General features: G+C 73.9%; 15 protein-coding genes. 9 read left to right on the top strand and 6 right to left on the bottom strand.

Annotation, left to right across the window (positions count from 1 at the left end):
- Window positions 1-205: 205 nt before the first annotated feature.
- Both AC07F3_RS03410 and AC07F3_RS03405 read right to left on the bottom strand, forming a co-directional pair.
- Window positions 206-1,147: a M48 family metalloprotease gene (locus tag AC07F3_RS03410; RefSeq protein ID WP_479109971.1), complete on the bottom strand. Its 942-nt coding sequence runs from the start codon at window positions 1,145-1,147 to the stop codon at window positions 206-208.
- Window positions 1,144-1,539, bottom strand: coding sequence for a BlaI/MecI/CopY family transcriptional regulator (locus AC07F3_RS03405; protein WP_479109969.1), 396 nt, complete (start codon window positions 1,537-1,539; stop codon window positions 1,144-1,146). Before AC07F3_RS03405 ends, AC07F3_RS03410 begins: the two co-directional genes overlap by 4 nt.
- A 123-nt stretch (window positions 1,540-1,662) precedes the next feature.
- Between AC07F3_RS03405 and AC07F3_RS03400 the strand changes: the two genes are divergently transcribed.
- The 3 genes from AC07F3_RS03400 to AC07F3_RS03390 are packed head-to-tail and all read left to right on the top strand — an operon-like array spanning window position 1,663 to window position 3,583.
- Entirely contained in the window at window positions 1,663-2,337 is a 675-nt protein-coding gene (locus AC07F3_RS03400) for a DedA family protein (protein ID WP_479109967.1), read from the top strand.
- A complete protein-coding gene (locus AC07F3_RS03395; protein ID WP_479109965.1) occupies window positions 2,337-2,918 on the top strand; it encodes a phosphatase PAP2 family protein in 582 nt (193 codons plus the stop codon). The genes AC07F3_RS03400 and AC07F3_RS03395 overlap by 1 nt, the downstream gene beginning before the upstream one ends.
- Entirely contained in the window at window positions 2,915-3,583 is a 669-nt protein-coding gene (locus AC07F3_RS03390) for a phosphatase PAP2 family protein (RefSeq protein ID WP_479109963.1), read from the top strand. Before AC07F3_RS03395 ends, AC07F3_RS03390 begins: the two co-directional genes overlap by 4 nt.
- A 165-nt stretch (window positions 3,584-3,748) precedes the next feature.
- Here AC07F3_RS03390 and AC07F3_RS03385 read toward each other — a convergent pair whose 3' ends face one another.
- Window positions 3,749-4,984, bottom strand: a complete 1,236-nt coding sequence (locus AC07F3_RS03385; RefSeq protein ID WP_479109961.1) for a polysaccharide deacetylase family protein — start codon at window positions 4,982-4,984, stop codon at window positions 3,749-3,751.
- Between the two features lie 307 nt (window positions 4,985-5,291).
- Between AC07F3_RS03385 and AC07F3_RS03380 the strand changes: the two genes are divergently transcribed.
- The 3 genes from AC07F3_RS03380 (at window position 5,292) to AC07F3_RS03370 (ending at window position 7,563) form a co-directional block, all read left to right on the top strand.
- On the top strand, window positions 5,292-6,296 hold the full coding sequence (locus AC07F3_RS03380; RefSeq protein ID WP_479109959.1) for an SPFH domain-containing protein: 1,005 nt from the start codon (window positions 5,292-5,294) through the stop codon (window positions 6,294-6,296).
- Window positions 6,293-7,207 carry an NAD(+)/NADH kinase gene (locus AC07F3_RS03375; protein ID WP_479109957.1) on the top strand — a complete coding sequence of 305 codons (915 nt, stop codon included), beginning with the start codon at window positions 6,293-6,295 and terminating at the stop codon, window positions 7,205-7,207. Before AC07F3_RS03380 ends, AC07F3_RS03375 begins: the two co-directional genes overlap by 4 nt.
- 98 nt (window positions 7,208-7,305) lie before the next feature.
- The gene (locus tag AC07F3_RS03370; protein WP_114039442.1) at window positions 7,306-7,563 is read left to right on the top strand and encodes a hypothetical protein; all 258 of its coding nucleotides are present in this window, start codon (window positions 7,306-7,308) and stop codon (window positions 7,561-7,563) included.
- Window positions 7,564-7,587: 24 nt separating this feature from the next.
- On the opposite strand, the gene AC07F3_RS03365 is transcribed toward AC07F3_RS03370, so the two are convergent.
- Window positions 7,588-8,412, bottom strand: coding sequence for an SAM-dependent methyltransferase (locus tag AC07F3_RS03365; RefSeq protein WP_479109955.1), 825 nt, complete (start codon window positions 8,410-8,412; stop codon window positions 7,588-7,590).
- Window positions 8,413-8,780: 368 nt separating this feature from the next.
- On the opposite strand from AC07F3_RS03365, the gene AC07F3_RS03360 reads away from it, so the two are divergent.
- From AC07F3_RS03360 to AC07F3_RS03350, 3 genes are read left to right on the top strand one after another with little or no spacing between them, the layout of a single operon-like run.
- Window positions 8,781-10,127 carry a discoidin domain-containing protein gene (locus tag AC07F3_RS03360; protein ID WP_479109953.1) on the top strand — a complete coding sequence of 449 codons (1,347 nt, stop codon included), beginning with the start codon at window positions 8,781-8,783 and terminating at the stop codon, window positions 10,125-10,127.
- Window positions 10,127-11,395 (top strand): MFS transporter, encoded by a 1,269-nt coding sequence (locus AC07F3_RS03355; RefSeq protein ID WP_479109951.1) that lies wholly within the window; start codon window positions 10,127-10,129, stop codon window positions 11,393-11,395. Before AC07F3_RS03360 ends, AC07F3_RS03355 begins: the two co-directional genes overlap by 1 nt.
- Window positions 11,392-12,372 carry a TolB family protein gene (locus AC07F3_RS03350; RefSeq protein ID WP_479109949.1) on the top strand — a complete coding sequence of 327 codons (981 nt, stop codon included), beginning with the start codon at window positions 11,392-11,394 and terminating at the stop codon, window positions 12,370-12,372. Before AC07F3_RS03355 ends, AC07F3_RS03350 begins: the two co-directional genes overlap by 4 nt.
- Before the next feature lies 1 nt (window position 12,373).
- Here AC07F3_RS03350 and AC07F3_RS03345 read toward each other — a convergent pair whose 3' ends face one another.
- Together AC07F3_RS03345 and AC07F3_RS03340 are read right to left on the bottom strand one after the other, a co-directional pair.
- Window positions 12,374-13,609, bottom strand: a complete 1,236-nt coding sequence (locus tag AC07F3_RS03345) for a cytochrome P450 family protein (protein ID WP_479109947.1) — start codon at window positions 13,607-13,609, stop codon at window positions 12,374-12,376.
- A gap of 285 nt (window positions 13,610-13,894) precedes the next feature.
- Entirely contained in the window at window positions 13,895-14,758 is an 864-nt protein-coding gene (locus tag AC07F3_RS03340) for a TroA family protein (protein ID WP_479109945.1), read from the bottom strand.
- Window positions 14,759-15,090: the final 332 nt, after the last annotated feature.

The raw sequence follows: 15,090 nt of genomic DNA, 5'->3' as shown, positions 1-15,090 counted from the left end.
GAGCGTGGGGGCGATGGGCTCGGGATCCACTCTCCGGGGCGGACGGCTCCGACCCGCAGCGTTGCTGGGCCGTACGGGTCACGGAGCCCGGCGGAGCCCCATTCGGGGAGGGTCTCCTCCCGCAGGCGGGCAGGTGCACGCTCCGCCCCCTCGCGGGGATGCCCGATCCGTCACGCCCGGTCGTAGCGGCCGGGGCCCGCCACCCTCAGCGGCCCGCCTCTCCCTGGGCTATCTCGATGCCTCCGTGCAGATCGGCCGCGGCCTCGATCGCCGAGGCGGCCGAGGCACACAGGCAGCCCAGGAGAACGGCCGCTATCAGGCGGGCGCCGCGTGAGCGGGGCAGCCGGGCCGCGGGGCGGCGGTCGAGCAGGGCCGCGACCCTGCGCGGTACCGGACCGGCAGCGGCGGCGAGCACGGCGCGCGGGCGGGCCGGGCCGGGCGCGGCGGCGCGGGCGGCGAGCGCTGCCCGGCCGATCGCGCGGGCGGCGAGCTTGCGGTCGCCCACCGCTCCCGCGGCGTACTCGTCGGCGGACCGCTCCAGCGCGAAGGCGAGCGGCGCGCGCAGCGAGCGCAGGGACGGGTGGCAGTGCGCGGCGAGTTCGGCGGCGGCGAGGAACAGGTGGTGGCGGCCGACGAGGTGGGCCCGCTCGTGGGCGAACAGGGCCTCCCGCTCGGCGGGGGCGAGGGCGCGCAGCATGCCGGTGGTGACGACGATGCGTCCCGGTCGGCCGGGCAGTGCGTACGCGTCCGGATGGGGGTCGCGCAGGACGGCGAGCTCGCCGCCGTCGGGCCTCAACCGGCCGCGGGCGGCGCGCAGTTCGGCGAGGTGGCGGCGGGCGGTGCGGACCAGGGCGGCCCCCGACACCGCGACCAGTACGGCCGCGACGGCCGCGGCGGGTATGGCGAGCCAGGCCGGGAGCGCCTCCAGCGGGGCAGTGAGGTTCTCCAGCGAGGCGAAGAAGGGCAGCCGGAGCGCACCGGCCAGCGCGATCAGGCCCAGCGCCGCGGTGGAGCACGCGGCCAGACCGGTGGCCGCGGTGGCGAGCAGCCAGGCGGCGGGCCGGGGCGGCAGCGCGTCGGCGAGCCTGCGCGCCGCGGGCACCGCCAGAAACGGCACCAGGAGCGGGATCCACACCGAGAAGATCATCGCCCGTCGCCCCCCGAGTCCTCCAGGAGGGAGCGCAGGAGCTGCTCGTCCTCGTCGCTGAGCTGGGAGACGAACCGGGCGAGGACGGTGGAGCGGTCCTCCTCCTTCGCCAGCTCGGTGTGCATGCGGCGGGCGGTCAGGCCCGGCGCGTCCTCCGTAGGGGTATATGCGTAGCCGCGCCCGGCGCGCTGGCGGGTGACCGCGCCCTTGTCGTGCAGGCGGGTCAGGATCGTGGTCACGGTGGTGCGGGCCAGTCGGCCGCCGAGCTCGGCCTGGACCTCGCCGGGGGTCAGCGGTGCTCCGGCGGCCCAGAGCGCGGCGAGGACACCGGCTTCCAGTTCACCCGCGGGGCGTCGCGCGTCCCCGTGCCCGACGTCTCCCGTGGCTGTCATGGAACACTCCTCCCGCTTCATTCGTCTACAGTGCTGTAGACCGTCTACATCACTGTAGTCAGCCGGGCCGCGCGCATCCGCAGGACGAGCGGCCCGACCACCATTATGGGAGGGCCCACTGACATGGCTGTCGCACCCCTGTTCGCAGCCGCGGCCCCACAGGCCGTGAACGTCCTCGACGCGGGCTCGCTGCTGTCCGCGTTCGGCGCCCTGGGCATCGCCGTGGTGCTCTTCGCGGAGACCGGTCTGCTCGTGGGCTTCCTCCTGCCGGGCGATTCGCTGCTCTTCACCGCGGGCCTGCTGTGCGTGCCCGGCGGCAACGGGCCCGTGTCGCTCTCGCTGCCCCAGGTCCTCGTCTGCTCGGTGGCCGGCGCGCTGCTCGGCGCCCAGGTGGGGTACTGGATCGGCCGTCGCGGCGGCCGGGCCCTGCTGGCCCGCAGCAAGTCCCGCAAACTGCACGAGGGCGCGGCCCGCGCCGAGGAACTGCTCGCCAAGTACGGGCATGCGAAGGCGATCGTCCTCGCGCGCTTCGTGCCCATCGTCCGCACCGTGCTCAACCCCCTGGCGGGCGCCCTCGGCGTGCCGGCCCGGGTGTTCGCCCTGTGGCAGGTCGTCGGCGGGCTCGTGTGGACCTGCGCGCTGGTGCTCGGCGGCTACGCGCTCGGCTCGTCCGTGCCCAACATCGACCGCTATCTGCTGCCGCTCGTCGCGTTGGTCGTGGCCGTCTCGCTCACCCCGGTCGCCCTGGAGATCCTGCGCGCCCGCCGCGCCCGTACGGCCTCCGAGGACGTCCGCTGATGCACGTCGACGACGGCCTCTACACCTGGGTCACCGACCTGGCGCACCGCGCGCCCGGCCCGCTGGACACGCTGATCTCCGTCTGGTCGGACTACGGGCTCGGGCTGTTCGCGGTGCTGATGGTGCTGGCCTGGTGGCGGGCCCGCCCGCTCGGCATCGCCCGCACCACGACGGCCCTTGCGGCGCCGCTCGTCGTGGTCGCCGCGTACGTGGTGAACGACGTCCTCAAGATGATCGTCCACGAGCAGCGCCCGTGTCAGACCCTGCACACCCTGACCGTCGAGGCCTGCCCGCCGCTCGGCGACTGGTCGTTCCCCAGCAATCACGCGGCGATCGCCGCCGCGGCCGCCGTCGCGGTCCTCCTCACCGACCGGGCGCTCGGCGCGGTCGCGGTCCCCGCCGCGCTCCTGATGGGCGCCTCCCGGGTCTGGATCGGCGCGCACTACCCGCACGACGTGGTGATCGGCCTGCTGGTGGGCGCGGCCGTGGCGGTCGTCCTCGTGCCCGCGGCGCGCAGGGCCGCGCCCTTCGTGGAACGGCTCGGTGACACCCGGCTGCGGCCGCTGGTGACCGCTCGATGACTTCGGCCCGGCGCACGGGCACGGCGGCCTGCGTGCTGCTTCTGCTCCTCGGGCTGCTCACGGTGTTCGTCGCCGCGCGGCACGGGGCGCCGCTGCCCGGCGACCGGGCCCTGCACCGCTGGCCCCTCGATCACCGCCCGCCGGTCGCCGTGGCCTGCGCCCGGGCGGTCACGGCGACCGGCACCGGCGTCCCGCCCTACGTCCTGGCCGTGGTCGCGGGCCTGATCGCGGGCCGCACCGCCCGGGAGCGCTGGTTCGCGGCGGGCGGAGCGCTCGCGGTCCTCCTCGTCGGCCAGGCGCTGCGATACGGCCTGATGACGCTGGTGGCCCGCCCGCGCCCGGCCGTCGTCGACTGGGCGACCACGGCGTCCGGCCACTCCTTCCCCTCCGGGCACTCCGCCACGAGCGCCCTCACCGCCGGGCTCCTCGTCTGGGCGGTACTGACCCGCGCCCGCCTCTCCAGCGCCCGCTTCACGGTCGCGCTGCTGCTGCTCTGGGCCGCCGCGGTCGGGCTCTCCCGCGTCTACCTCGGGGTCCACTGGGCGAGCGACGTGCTGGGCGGCTGGCTGTTCGCGGCCCTCTGGCTCTGTCTCGCGCTCCTCGCGACGCGACCTCTCGTACGCGCCGTGCGGGCACCCGGCCCCGGGCCCACGCCGCAGGACTGAAGCGGTCGGCGCCTCCCGGCGAGCTCCCAACGCCGTCGATGTACGCGCCACTTGACCGTGGTGCGCGAACTCGCGCCGGGCGGGCCCGCGTTCACGGGGTGCTCGGCGGCCCGCCCCGCGCATTCCGCGGCAGCGGTCGGCGCCGGCCGAGTCCCGCTGTGCGGATCAGGCGGCCTTGAAGTAGGCGTTCCAGCCGCCCGGGGGCGCCTGACCCACTTCCAGGGCGCGCAGCCGGTCGAGGACCTTGGGATCCTGCACGTCGAGCCAGTCCACGAACTGGCGGAACGACACCAGACGTACGTCCCGCTTGCCCGCCATCCCCTTCAGCGCCTCCTCGACGGCGTCCATGTAGATGCCGCCGTTCCACTCCTCGAAGTGGTTGCCGATGTAGAAGGGCGCGCGGTTGGTCTCGTACGCGCGCTTGAAGCCCGCCAGGTAGGCGGCGGTGGCCTGGGAGCGCCAGCCGGGATAGCGCGAGGGCATGCCCTTGGTGCTGTTCTTCGACTGGTTGGCGAGGATGTTGTAGTCCATCGACAGGACCTCGAAGGAGTGCCCGGGGAACGGGATGCCCTGCAGGGGAAGGTCCCAGACCCCGTGGCGCTTCTCCGGCCACATCTGACGGCCGCCCGGCGAGGAGGCGTCGTAGCGCCAGCCCCGCTCCTTCGCGGTGGGCAGCAGGTGCTCCTGGCCGAGCAGGCAGGGCGTGCGGCCGCCGACGAGCTCCCTGCGGTAGTCGAACGGCAGCGGGTCCTCGTCCTTCCAGCCGGTGTTGGTGCGCCATTCGGTGACGAAGGAGACGGCCTGGTCGATCTCGCTGTGCCACTGGGAGGGGGTCCAGTTGGCCACCGATCCCGAGCCGCCGCAGAAGTGCCCGTTGAAATGGGTGCCGATCTCGTGGCCCTCCGACCAGGCCTGGCGGGTGTACTTCAGCGTCTCCTTGAGGTGGGCGTCGGAGAGGTAGCCGATGTCGGAGGCGCCGACGGGATTGTTCGGCGGGCGGTACAGGCCCTTCTTCGACTCGGGGAGCAGGTACAGGCCGGAGAGGAAGAACGTCATCCCCGCACCGTGGTTCCTGGCCACTTCGAGGAAGCGCGGGAAGAGCCCGTTGCCGACCTCGCCCGCACCGTCCCAGGAGAAGATCACGAACTGCGGCGGGGTCTCGCCCGGTTCGAGCGGAACGGGCTTCTCGGGCTGGTTCGGCTGCTTGCCGGTGTCCGCGGTCGAACCGTCACCAATCAGCCTGGCCTGCGGTTTTCCCGGTTTCACCGGGCCCTGTCCGGCCACCGGCCGACTCGGTCCGCCCGTGCCGTCACCCCCTGCCGAGCCGCACCCGGCGAGCCCAGCCGCGGCGACCGCTCCAAGTCCCGCTCCCAGCAATCCCCTTCGACTGATGTCCCGCATACCTGCTCCCGTCACTCATCGCACGGACCCCTGATGTGTAGACCGGAGAGTCATGAAATAACCCGATATCCCCCAACATTGAGCCGCCCGCCCTGCCACAACGGCCCCTTGGTCACCAGGCGTAATCGACGGTCAACCCTCCGTCGAAGAACCGCCCAAAGTTGGCTTGAACGACACCATGTCCACGACCGCCCCCTACCCACTCCAACTCACGCCGGACCAGCCACCCTTCCCGCCGTTCACGTCATCTTGACGATAAGCAGCCGGGCCCCTATCGTCCTACTGACGAAAAGGAAGGGGTCTCCTCATGGCCGACATCACCAGGCGCTTCGGGCGGCGTCATCTGCGCTCCGCGCCCACCTCGTACGTCCGGCACCACCGGAACGGCCGCCCGGCCCACGACGGCGTGGGGTTGAGCTTCTGGTTCCGGCCGCTCAGCGCCGCCCTGTCCGAAGTGCCGGTCAACGACCGGGAACTGGCCATGGCCTTCCACGCCCGCACCGCCGACTTCCAGGACGTCACCGTGCAGGCCACCGTGACGTACCGGATCAGCGAGCCGGGCACCGCGGCCGACCGGCTCGACTTCTCCATCGACCCCGACACCGGGATCTGGCGCGGCGACCCGCTGGAGCAGCTCTCGACGCTGCTGACGGAGACGGCCCAGCAGCACGCCCTCGACGTGCTCGCGCGCACCGCGCTCTCCGCCGCCCTGGCCGACGGAGTCGCGGCCGTACGGGAGCGCGTCGCGGCCGGGCTCGCGGCCGAACCCCGGCTGCCCGCGATCGGCATCGAGGTGGTGGCGGTACGGGTCGTCGCGATCCGCCCCGAGCCGGAGGTGGAGCGCGCGCTGCGGACTCCGGCACGCGAACGGATCCAGCAGGAGGCGGACCGGGCGACCTACGAACGGCGGGCGGTGGCCGTCGAGCGGGAGCGCACCATCGCCGAGAACGAACTCGCCAGCCGCATCGAACTGGCCCGGCGCGAGGAGCAGTTGGTCGAGCAGCACGGCACCAACGCCCGCCGCGAGGCGGAGGAGGCGGCCGCGGCCGACGCGGTCCGCACCGAGGCGGAGGCAGCCCGCACCGTGCGCCTCGCCCAGGCCGAGGCGGAGGCCGCCCGCGCCGCGGGCGAGGCACGGGCCGGGGCGCAGGCGGCCTGGCTGAGGGCGCACGACGACACCGACGCGGCCACCCTGCACGCGCTGGCCGCGACCCGGCTGGCCGAGAACCTCCCCAGGATCGACAGCCTCACCCTCTCCCCCGACGTGCTCACCGCGCTGCTGGACCGGCTCGGCCGCGGGGAACGGCCGTGAGCCTCGCCCCGCGCGCGGTGCTGGTCCACCGCACCTCGGAGTACGAGGAGTTGCTGGCCCGGCACGGCACGCACGGTCAGGCCGACTTCTTCCTGTCCTCGCGGGGCCGCTCGATCCGCGAGGTGGCCGAGCGGCACCGCCGGGCGCTGCGGGCGCTGGCCGACGTGGCGGCGGCCGTGCCCTCGCAGTGGCGCCAGGCCCGGGTCGAGCGCGCCGACCTCGACCGCTTCCTGTTCGCCGCGGAGGACGTGATCGTGGTGGTCGGCCAGGACGGACTGGTGGCCAACGCCGCCAAGTACCTGTCGGGGCAGCCCGTCATCGGCATCGACCCGGAGCCGGGCCGCAACGCGGGCGTGCTGGTACGCCACCGGGCGTCCGCCGCGGCATCACTGCTGCCCGCTGCCGTCTCGCACGGCTGCGGGGTCGAGGAGCTCACCATGGTGGAGGCGCGCACCGACGACCGCCAGCGCCTGCTCGCGCTCAACGAGATCTACCTCGGCGCGCCGGGCCACCAGACGGCCCGCTACCGCATCGGCCCCGACGACCCGGCCGCCACCGGTGAGGCCCAGGCCTCCTCGGGCGTCCTGGTGGGCACGGGCACGGGCGCCACGGGCTGGCTGCGCTCGCTGTGGGAGCAGCGCGCGGCGGCCCCGGCGCTGCCGGCCCCGGCGCTGCCGGCCCCGGCCGACGCCCGGCTGGTGTGGTTCGTGCGCGAGGCGTGGCCCTCCCCCGTGACCGGCACCTCGCTGGTGGACGGGGAGTTGGGCCGTGCGCAGCGGCTGCGGGTCACCGTCGAGTCCGATCGCCTGGTCGCGTTCGGGGACGGCATGGAGGGCGACGCGCTGGAGCTGACCTGGGGTCAGTCCGTGAGCCTCGGCGTCGCGGACACGGCCCTGCGACTGGTGGGTTGAGCGACGCCGGGCCGCGCGTCAGCGGGCCGTGACGGCCGATTGTCAGTGGCGTACGGCATCGTGAACGGTGAGCCCGTACTGCCGAGGGAAGGCTGCCGATGACCGCCACCGCCGTGATGACGTCCCATGAACGCTCCGCCGCCCAGGCGTATCTGCGCCTGCTGAGCACCGTGCGCGCGGCCCTCGACTCGCCCTCGGACCGCCCGCAGGGCCCGCTCGCCCTGGAAGGCGTCATCGCCGAGGCGGACGAGGCGCTGGCGCGAGCGGGCCTCGCGGGAAACGAGGCCGCGCTGTTCGCGCTCGTCGGCAGTCTGCACACGGGCGGGGCGCCGGGCCGCGAGGAGCCCCGCCCGTGAGGGGAGCGGTCGCGGGCCGCCGGGTCAGCGCTTGCGGCCGACGCCGCCGTACATCGCCACCTCGTCCGGGAGCGTGTCGCCCGCCTCCGGGCGCCAGCGCGAGCACGACACCACACCCGGTTCGAGCAGGTCGAGCCCCTCGAAGAACGCGGCCACCCGCTCCGGGGTGCGCTGGGTCAGCTTCGGCGTCCCGTGCTCGTTCCAGAACGCCACCGCGGCGTCGACATCGGGCATGGCCGGGCTGGTGATGGTGTGCGAGAGCACGAGGTGGCTGCCCGGCGCGAGCTCCTTCATCAGGTCCCGGACGAGCCCGCGGGCCTCGGCCTCGTCCGGGATGAAGATGACGACGCCGAGCAGCATGAGGGCCACCGGCTTGCTCAGGTCGAGCGTCTTGGCCGCGTGTTCCAGGATGGTCGCGGTGTCGCGCAGGTCGGCGTCGAGGTAGTCGGTCCGGCCCTCGGGGGTGCTGGTCAGCAGGGCGCGGGCGTGGGCGAGGACCAGCGGGTCGTTGTCGACGTACACGATCCGGGCGTCGGGCGCGAGACGCTGGGCCACCTCGTGGGTGTTGTCGGCGGTCGGCAGCCCGGTGCCGACGTCGAGGAACTGGCGCACCCCCCGGTCGGCCACCAGGTGGCGCACGGCCCGCCCGAGGAAGAGCCGGTCGGCCAGCGCGTAGTCTCCGATGCCCGGGTGCAGCGAGCGGATCTGGTCGCCGACCTCGCGGTCGACGGGGTAGTTGTCCTTGCCGCCGAGCCAGTAGTTCCAGATCCGGGCGGTGTGCGGCTGTGCGGTGTTGATGCGGTCGCGCACATGGTCGGGCGTCGACGAGGGGGCGGGATTCTCGGTCACGGGTGTGTCTCCTGGAGGTACGGCGCTGCGTCAACGGCCAATCTAGGCATTCGCGTTGCGACCTGTCACAGAGAACGTGCCGCGACGCACCCCCGTCCCGGGAGGCCACCGCCCGACGATGCCCCGGACGCCCCATGTCCCTTGCCGCGCAAGCCGGTTGAGGGACTGGTAGGAAACCTTCCTGTCCTATACGATCGCGCCCGGCGGCTTGGCGCGGTGCCCGAACTCCCCCGTGGGCATGACGCGCTCAGCGAGAGCTCTGATCCGGCCGCCGCGACGTTGCCCCCTGCCCGGTCCCAAGGGCGGGGGTGCGGCGCCGCGCGCACCGGTGTCCAGCTCTCGCCACCCCCCAGGCAGGGAGTCCAGGTATGCGCCTGACCGCCTCCGCTCCGCCCTTCTTGGCACCGCGCCGCCCCACCGTGGGGCTCGCGCTCGTCGCCGTCCTCGTCCTCGTCGCCGGTCTGCTGCTCACCTGGCCGGACCGGGCGGGGGCCGCCGCCGATCCCCTCATCTCCCGCGACCGGCCCGCCACCGCCTCCTCGTCCGAGAGCTCCGCCCTCGGCCCGCGGAACGCGGTCGACGCCTCCGCCACCACCCGCTGGGCGAGCGCCGAGGGCACGGATCCGCAGTGGATCCAGGTCGACCTCGGCGCCACCGCCGACGTCACCCGCACCGTGCTCACCTGGGAAGCGGCATACGCCAAGGCCTACCGCGTCGAGATATCCGCCGACGGCGCCACCTGGACCCCGCTCGCCACCGAGACCGCCGGAAACGGCGGCACCGACGACTGGCCGGGCCTGTCCGGCAAGGGACGCTACGTACGGGTGTACGGCACGGCCCGCGGCACCTCCTACGGCTACTCGCTGTACAGCTTCGAGGTGTACGGCAGCCTTTCCGGCACCACCCCGCCGACCGGGGCCTTCACCGTGGTCGCCGCCGGTGACATCGCCGCCCGGTGCACCGCGGCCGACCGCGACTGCGCCCACCCCAAGACCGCTGCTCTGGCCCAGAAGATCGACCCGCGGTTCTATCTGACGATGGGCGACAACCAGTACGACGACGCCCGCCTGGCGGACTTCCGCACGTACTACGACAAGACCTGGGGCGTCTTCAAGGCGAAGACGCACCCCGTGCCCGGCAACCACGAGACGTACGACCCGGCGGGCACCCTGTCCGGCTACCGGGACTACTTCGGCTCCCTCGCCTATCCGCAGGGCAAGAGCTACTACAGCTACGACGAGGGCAACTGGCACTTCATCGCCCTGGACTCCAACTCCTTCGACCAGGCCGCGCAGATCGACTGGCTCAAGGCGGACCTCGCCCGCAACAACAAGGGCTGCGTCGCCGCCTACTGGCACCACCCGCTGTACTCCTCCGGCGGCCACGGCAACGACCCGGTCAGCAAGCCCGTGTGGAAGATCCTGTACGGCGCGGGCGCCGACCTCGTCCTCAACGGCCACGACCACCACTACGAGCGGTTCGCCCCGCAGAACCCGGACGGGAAGGCGACCGCCGACGGCATCGTGGAGATCGTCGGCGGCATGGGCGGCGCGGAGCCGTACCCCATCGAACAGGTCCAGCCCAACAGCCAGAAGCGGATCAGCGGCCAGTACGGCGTGCTGAAGCTCGACCTCAACGACAAGGGATTCTCCTGGAGTTACGTCGGCGTCGACGGCCAGGTCAAGGATTCCGCGCCGAACTACACCTGCCACTGATGTACCTGGCGACCACCGGTCGCCGGGACGCGCCGCCTGCGTCCGCCGCCGGCGGACCCGGGCGGCGCGTCCCCGCCACCGTTCTCGCACTCGGGGCGGTCAGCCTCGTCACCGACGTCTCCTCGGAGATGGTCACGGCCGTGCTGCCGCTCTACCTGGTCGTGGGCCTCGGCCTCTCGCCCCTCCAATTCGGCTTCCTGGACGGCCTGTTCAACGGCGCGGCCGCCGTCGTACGCCTCCTGGGCGGGCACGCCGCCGACCGCGGCGGACGGCACAAACGCGTCGCCGGGCTCGGCTACGCCCTCTCCGCCTGCTCCCGCCTCGGACTGCTCCTCGCGGGCGGCGCCACCGGTCAGATCGCGGCGGCGCTCGCCGTGGACCGCGTGGGCAAGGGCATCCGCACCGCGCCCCGCGACGCGCTCATCGCCCTGAGCAGCCCGCCGCACCTGCTCGGCCGGGCCTTCGGCGTGCACCGCGCGATGGACACCACGGGCGCGCTGCTCGGCCCGCTCGCCGCGTTCGCCCTGCTGTGGGCGACGGCGGACGCCTACGACGCGGTGTTCGTGGTCAGCTTCTGCACGGGCCTGCTCGGCGTCCTCCTGCTCGTCCTGTACGTCCCGGCCGACGCCGCCGTGACCCGCCCCCGAACCGGGCGTGGGCACAAGGCCTTTGCCGCCCTGCGCGCCGCGCCCTTCCGCCGCGTCCTGTACGCCGCGGCCCTGCTCGGCGCCGCGACCGTCGGGGACTCCTTCGTCTATCTGCTTCTTCAGCGCGGCCTCGGCATCCCGGCCGGCTGGTTCCCGCTGCTTCCGCTCGGCTCCGCGGCGGCGTACCTGCTGCTCGCGATCCCCGCGGGCCGCGTCGCCGACCGCGTCGGGCGCGCATGGCCGTTCCTGTACGGCCATGCCGCACTGCTCGGCGTGTACGCGCTGCTGCTCGTCCCGGCCGGCGGGCCCGCCCCGGCTCTGGTGCTGCCCGTGCTGATCCTCCTCGGCGTCTTCTACGCGGCGACCGACGGCGTCCTCATGGCGCTGGCCGCCCCCACGCTCCCCGAGGGCGGCCGGGCCGGCGGTCTCGCCCTGCTCCAGACCGCCCAGGCGCTGACCCGGCTCCTGGGCACGGCGGGCTTCGGCGCCGCCTGGACGGTGTGGGGACCGCGCCCCGCGCTGTGGGTGGCGGCCGGCGCCCTGTGCCTGTCCCTGACGGCCGGCTGGGCGCTGCTGCCGGGCACCTCGACGCTCCCCGATCCAGAAGGGCCCACCGCATGAAACCCCGCGCGAAACTCGCCGTCGTGGTCGTCGCCGTTCTGCTGCTCGCCACGGGGTCGCTGGGCTACGTCCTGCACGCGGCGCACCGGGGACCCCAACCGGCCGCCGCGGACGGCTCGTTCACCCTGGAAGGGCCGGGCCTCTACTTCCGCGACACCGCCACCGGACGCATCGCCCGTCGGCCCCTCGGCGCACCGGGGGGTGCCCGCACGGGCGGCGGCCCGGAGTGCGAACGGTTCTACGCCGCCGGGGACACCGCCGTGTGCCTGCGCCGGGAGCCCGGGGTGCCGCCGCACGCGTACGCCCTGATCCTGGACCGGCGGTTGCGCGAGGTGCGCCGGATCGCGGTGCCCGGCATCCCCAGCCGGGCCCGGGTGTCGGCCTCGGGGCGGATGCTCTCGTGGACCGTGTTCGCGGTCGGCGACTCGTACGCCACCACCGCCTTCTCCACGCGTACCTCGATCCTGGACCTGCGGTCCGGCTACCTGATCAAGTCGATGGAGGAGATCCCCCTCACGCTCGGCGGAGCGCGCTACCACGCGCCCGACGTCAACTACTGGGGCGTGACGTTCGCCCGGGACGACAACCGTTTCTACGCGACCGTCTCGACCGAGGGACGCACCTATCTCGTGGAGGGCGACATGGCGGCCTGGTCGGCCAAGACCCTGCGGGAGAACGCGGAATGCCCCTCGCTCTCCCCCGACAACACCCGCGTCGCCTTCAAGAAGAGGGTCTCGGACGGCCCCGGCGCACCCTGGCGGCTGTACGTCCTCGACCTCGTGACGCTGCGCGAACGCCCCCTCGCCGAGCGGCGGAGCGTCGACGACCAGGCGGCCTGGCTCGACGACGGCACGATCGCCTACGCGCTGCCCGGCGGCCAGGGGCGCGCGAGCGACGTGTGGAGTGTCCCGGCCGACGGCAGCGGCCCTTCCCGGCTGACCGCCGAGGGCGCCTCGTCACCCGTCGCGGTGCGCTGAGCTACGTTCCGAGGTGCACCGGGATGTCCTGCCAGCCGAGCGCGATGAAGGACGGCACCTGACTCAACTCCTCGGGTTTGACCGTCAGTTGTATCCCGGGGAAGCGGTCGAAGAGGGCCGGGAGGGCGGTGAGGGCCTCCATCCGCGCCAGCGGCGCGCCGATGCAGCGGTGCACGCCGACGCCGAAGGCGAGGTGGTCGTCGGCGCCGCGGGCCGCGTCGAAGGCGTCCGCCCGGGCACCGTAGCGCGCCGGGTCGAGACCCGCGGCCGCGTAGCTGGTGACGATCGCGTCGCCCGCCGGGATGGTCACGCCGTCGACCGTGACGTCGCTGACCGCGAACCGCAGCGGCAGGTTGGCGATCGAGGGGTGCACCCGGAGCGTCTCGTCGACGGCGGCGCCCCAGGTCGTGGCCCCCGAGCGGACGGCCGCGAGCTGGCCGGGATCGCTCAGGAGCGCGACGACGGCATTGCCGATGAGGTTGACGGTGGTCTCGAACCCGGCGCCGATGACCAGGAGCAGCGTGTGGACCAGTTCGTCGGCGCTGAGCCGGTCGCCGTCCTCGTTGCGCACCTTGATCAGCTCGGTCGTCATGTCGTCGCCGGGTCGCTCGGTCTTGTACGCGACGAGGGCCGGGAGGACGGTGGCGATCTGCTCCTGCACGAAGGCGGCGTGCCGGGGGCTGGGGTCGGAGGTGTCCATGATGGCGGCGATCAGCCGGCCGGTCGCCGACGTCAAGTGGTCGGGAACACCGCAGAGTTCGCAGATGAGCCGCATCGGGAGCGGGTGGGCGTACCCCGCCTTGAGGTCGACGGGACCACCGGAGGCGGCGGCTTCGGCGAGCCCGTCGAGGAGTTCGGCGGTGATGGCCTCGACCCGGCTCCGCATCGCCTCGGTGCGCCGGGCGGTGAAGCTGGGGGCGACGAGCCTGCGCAGCCGGGTGTGGTCGGGCCCGTAGCTGGAGAGCATGTTGATCACACCGACCCAGCCCAGGATCCAGCCCCAGTCGGGGTGCTGGTCCAGCTCGGGCCACAGCGCCCAGTGCCGGCGCGGGTCCTTGCTGATGCGGTGGTCGAGGATCAGTGTCCTGAGGGTGTCGTAGCGGGTGGGCGCCCAGGCGGGGATGCCGCCGGGCAAGGTGATCGCGACGATCGGGCCGAGAGCGCGCAGGCGGGCGCTCTCGGCGGCTATGTCCGACCCGAAGGGGTCGAGGGGCACGCGGCTGGGCAGGGTGGTCATCGTCTGGCTCTCCTGACTGCGTAAGGGGTCAACCAGTCTGGCCCACACGGCTGTTGACCGGCTCGGCGCCCTTGCCCGGTGGCGCGCCTCCGGGTCGCCCGGACTTACTGAGCGGCTCAACCGGTATCGCCCACATGGCTGTTGACCGACTCGACATCCCCGCCCGATGGGCGCCTCCAGGGCATCCGGGCTGCGGAGGGGTCAACCGGTGTGGCCCACCCGGCTGTTGACCGGCTCGGCACCATCGCCCGATGGACGCCCCCGGGGCGCCCGGACACCGCGTGCTCACACTCCTTCCAGCGCGTCGGCGACCTGTGCGAGGAAGGCCGCGTGGGCGCGGGCGCTGCACGGGGACTCCGGGTTCCAGGGCACGACGCGGGCCGCGCCCTCCAGGGCCCGCCATGACGCGTCGGACCGCAGGGCTTCGAGCGGGGCGGCGTTGGACCGGACGTCCACGAGGACCATGGCGGGGCGCAGTCCGGCCGCGGTCGCCCACCCCGTCGTGCGCCAGCTGGCGCCCGCCCCCTCCCCCGGTTCGATCAGATCCGCGCCGTGCTCCGCGAGGTCCCGCAGCTGCGGCCAGGCCTGGGGGCGCGCCAGGTGGACCTCGTCCGGGCCCGCCGGGGAGAGCGCGAGGACGCGCGTCCGCGGTGCGCGCGCGGACGCCGCACGCAGGCGGTCCTCGGCCGCGGTCAGGGCCGTCCCGTCCTCGGGCGGGGCCCCCAACGACCGTGCCAGATCGGCGAACCGGAGCCGTACGCGCGCGAGCGTGCGGGCCTGACCCACGTCGAGCACCGCGACCGGGACCCGCTCCTCCAGGTGCTTGGCCGTCTCGGGATCGAGGCCGTACACCTGGCCGCCGCCGTAGCTGACGGCGACGACGAGGTCCGGACCGGGGGCGAGCAGCGCCTCCACGCCGAGGTCGCCTCCCGCTCCCAGATAGCCGACCTCGTCCGGCTCCAGCGCGCCCGACTTGGCCGGGTCGGGGTCCGCGCCGTCGTGAAAGGACCCGAACACCGCCACCGGCCGGACCCCCAGGTCCTCCAGGGTGGCCCCGGCCTGGATGTAGGCCACCACGCGGGACGGGGGCGCGGCCGCCGTCGACACCTGTCCGCGGTCGTCCGAGAATCGCCAGGCCGTCTGCTCCATGACGCCTTCCGCCCCCTATGCGCTCGCGCTGTCGGCTCGTGCGAAGCCGTACCCACGCTTGACTGCCCAACGCGCCGCGGCGCCAAGCCGGTTCCCGCTCCGTGCCGCCAACTGCCCTCAACCTCAGCTCACTTGGGGAGAGCGGCGCCAGTACGGAGTGCGCCGTTTCCGCGGCGCCTTCGCGGAGGGGGGCCGACCGGCGCGCGGTCGGGCGCCGGGCCCCGCGATCCTCGGGCTGTACTGGGCGGACCCGCCCGAACGGGACGCGTCCCGCCCTACCCACGAGTACCGGGCGTTTCGAGCCGTCCGCCCGCTGTGCTGTGCGGAAAGGG

This window comes from Streptomyces sp. NPDC045846 (genome assembly GCF_056431605.1).
Note: the sequence above shows the minus strand (reverse complement) of the source record. Positions and strands in the feature narration are given on the sequence as shown.

Coding starts and splice junctions, on each gene's coding strand:
- AC07F3_RS03410 (WP_479109971.1), bottom strand. CDS start 1,147: ATGATCTTCTCGGTGTGGATCCCGCTCCTGGTGCCGTTTCTGGCGGTG.
- AC07F3_RS03405 (WP_479109969.1), bottom strand. CDS start 1,539: ATGACAGCCACGGGAGACGTCGGGCACGGGGACGCGCGACGCCCCGCG.
- AC07F3_RS03400 (WP_479109967.1), top strand. CDS start 1,663: ATGGCTGTCGCACCCCTGTTCGCAGCCGCGGCCCCACAGGCCGTGAAC.
- AC07F3_RS03395 (WP_479109965.1), top strand. CDS start 2,337: ATGCACGTCGACGACGGCCTCTACACCTGGGTCACCGACCTGGCGCAC.
- AC07F3_RS03390 (WP_479109963.1), top strand. CDS start 2,915: ATGACTTCGGCCCGGCGCACGGGCACGGCGGCCTGCGTGCTGCTTCTG.
- AC07F3_RS03385 (WP_479109961.1), bottom strand. CDS start 4,984: ATGCGGGACATCAGTCGAAGGGGATTGCTGGGAGCGGGACTTGGAGCG.
- AC07F3_RS03380 (WP_479109959.1), top strand. CDS start 5,292: ATGGCCGACATCACCAGGCGCTTCGGGCGGCGTCATCTGCGCTCCGCG.
- AC07F3_RS03370 (WP_114039442.1), top strand. CDS start 7,306: ATGACCGCCACCGCCGTGATGACGTCCCATGAACGCTCCGCCGCCCAG.
- AC07F3_RS03360 (WP_479109953.1), top strand. CDS start 8,781: ATGCGCCTGACCGCCTCCGCTCCGCCCTTCTTGGCACCGCGCCGCCCC.
- AC07F3_RS03355 (WP_479109951.1), top strand. CDS start 10,127: ATGTACCTGGCGACCACCGGTCGCCGGGACGCGCCGCCTGCGTCCGCC.
- AC07F3_RS03350 (WP_479109949.1), top strand. CDS start 11,392: ATGAAACCCCGCGCGAAACTCGCCGTCGTGGTCGTCGCCGTTCTGCTG.
- AC07F3_RS03345 (WP_479109947.1), bottom strand. CDS start 13,609: ATGACCACCCTGCCCAGCCGCGTGCCCCTCGACCCCTTCGGGTCGGAC.
- AC07F3_RS03340 (WP_479109945.1), bottom strand. CDS start 14,758: ATGGAGCAGACGGCCTGGCGATTCTCGGACGACCGCGGACAGGTGTCG.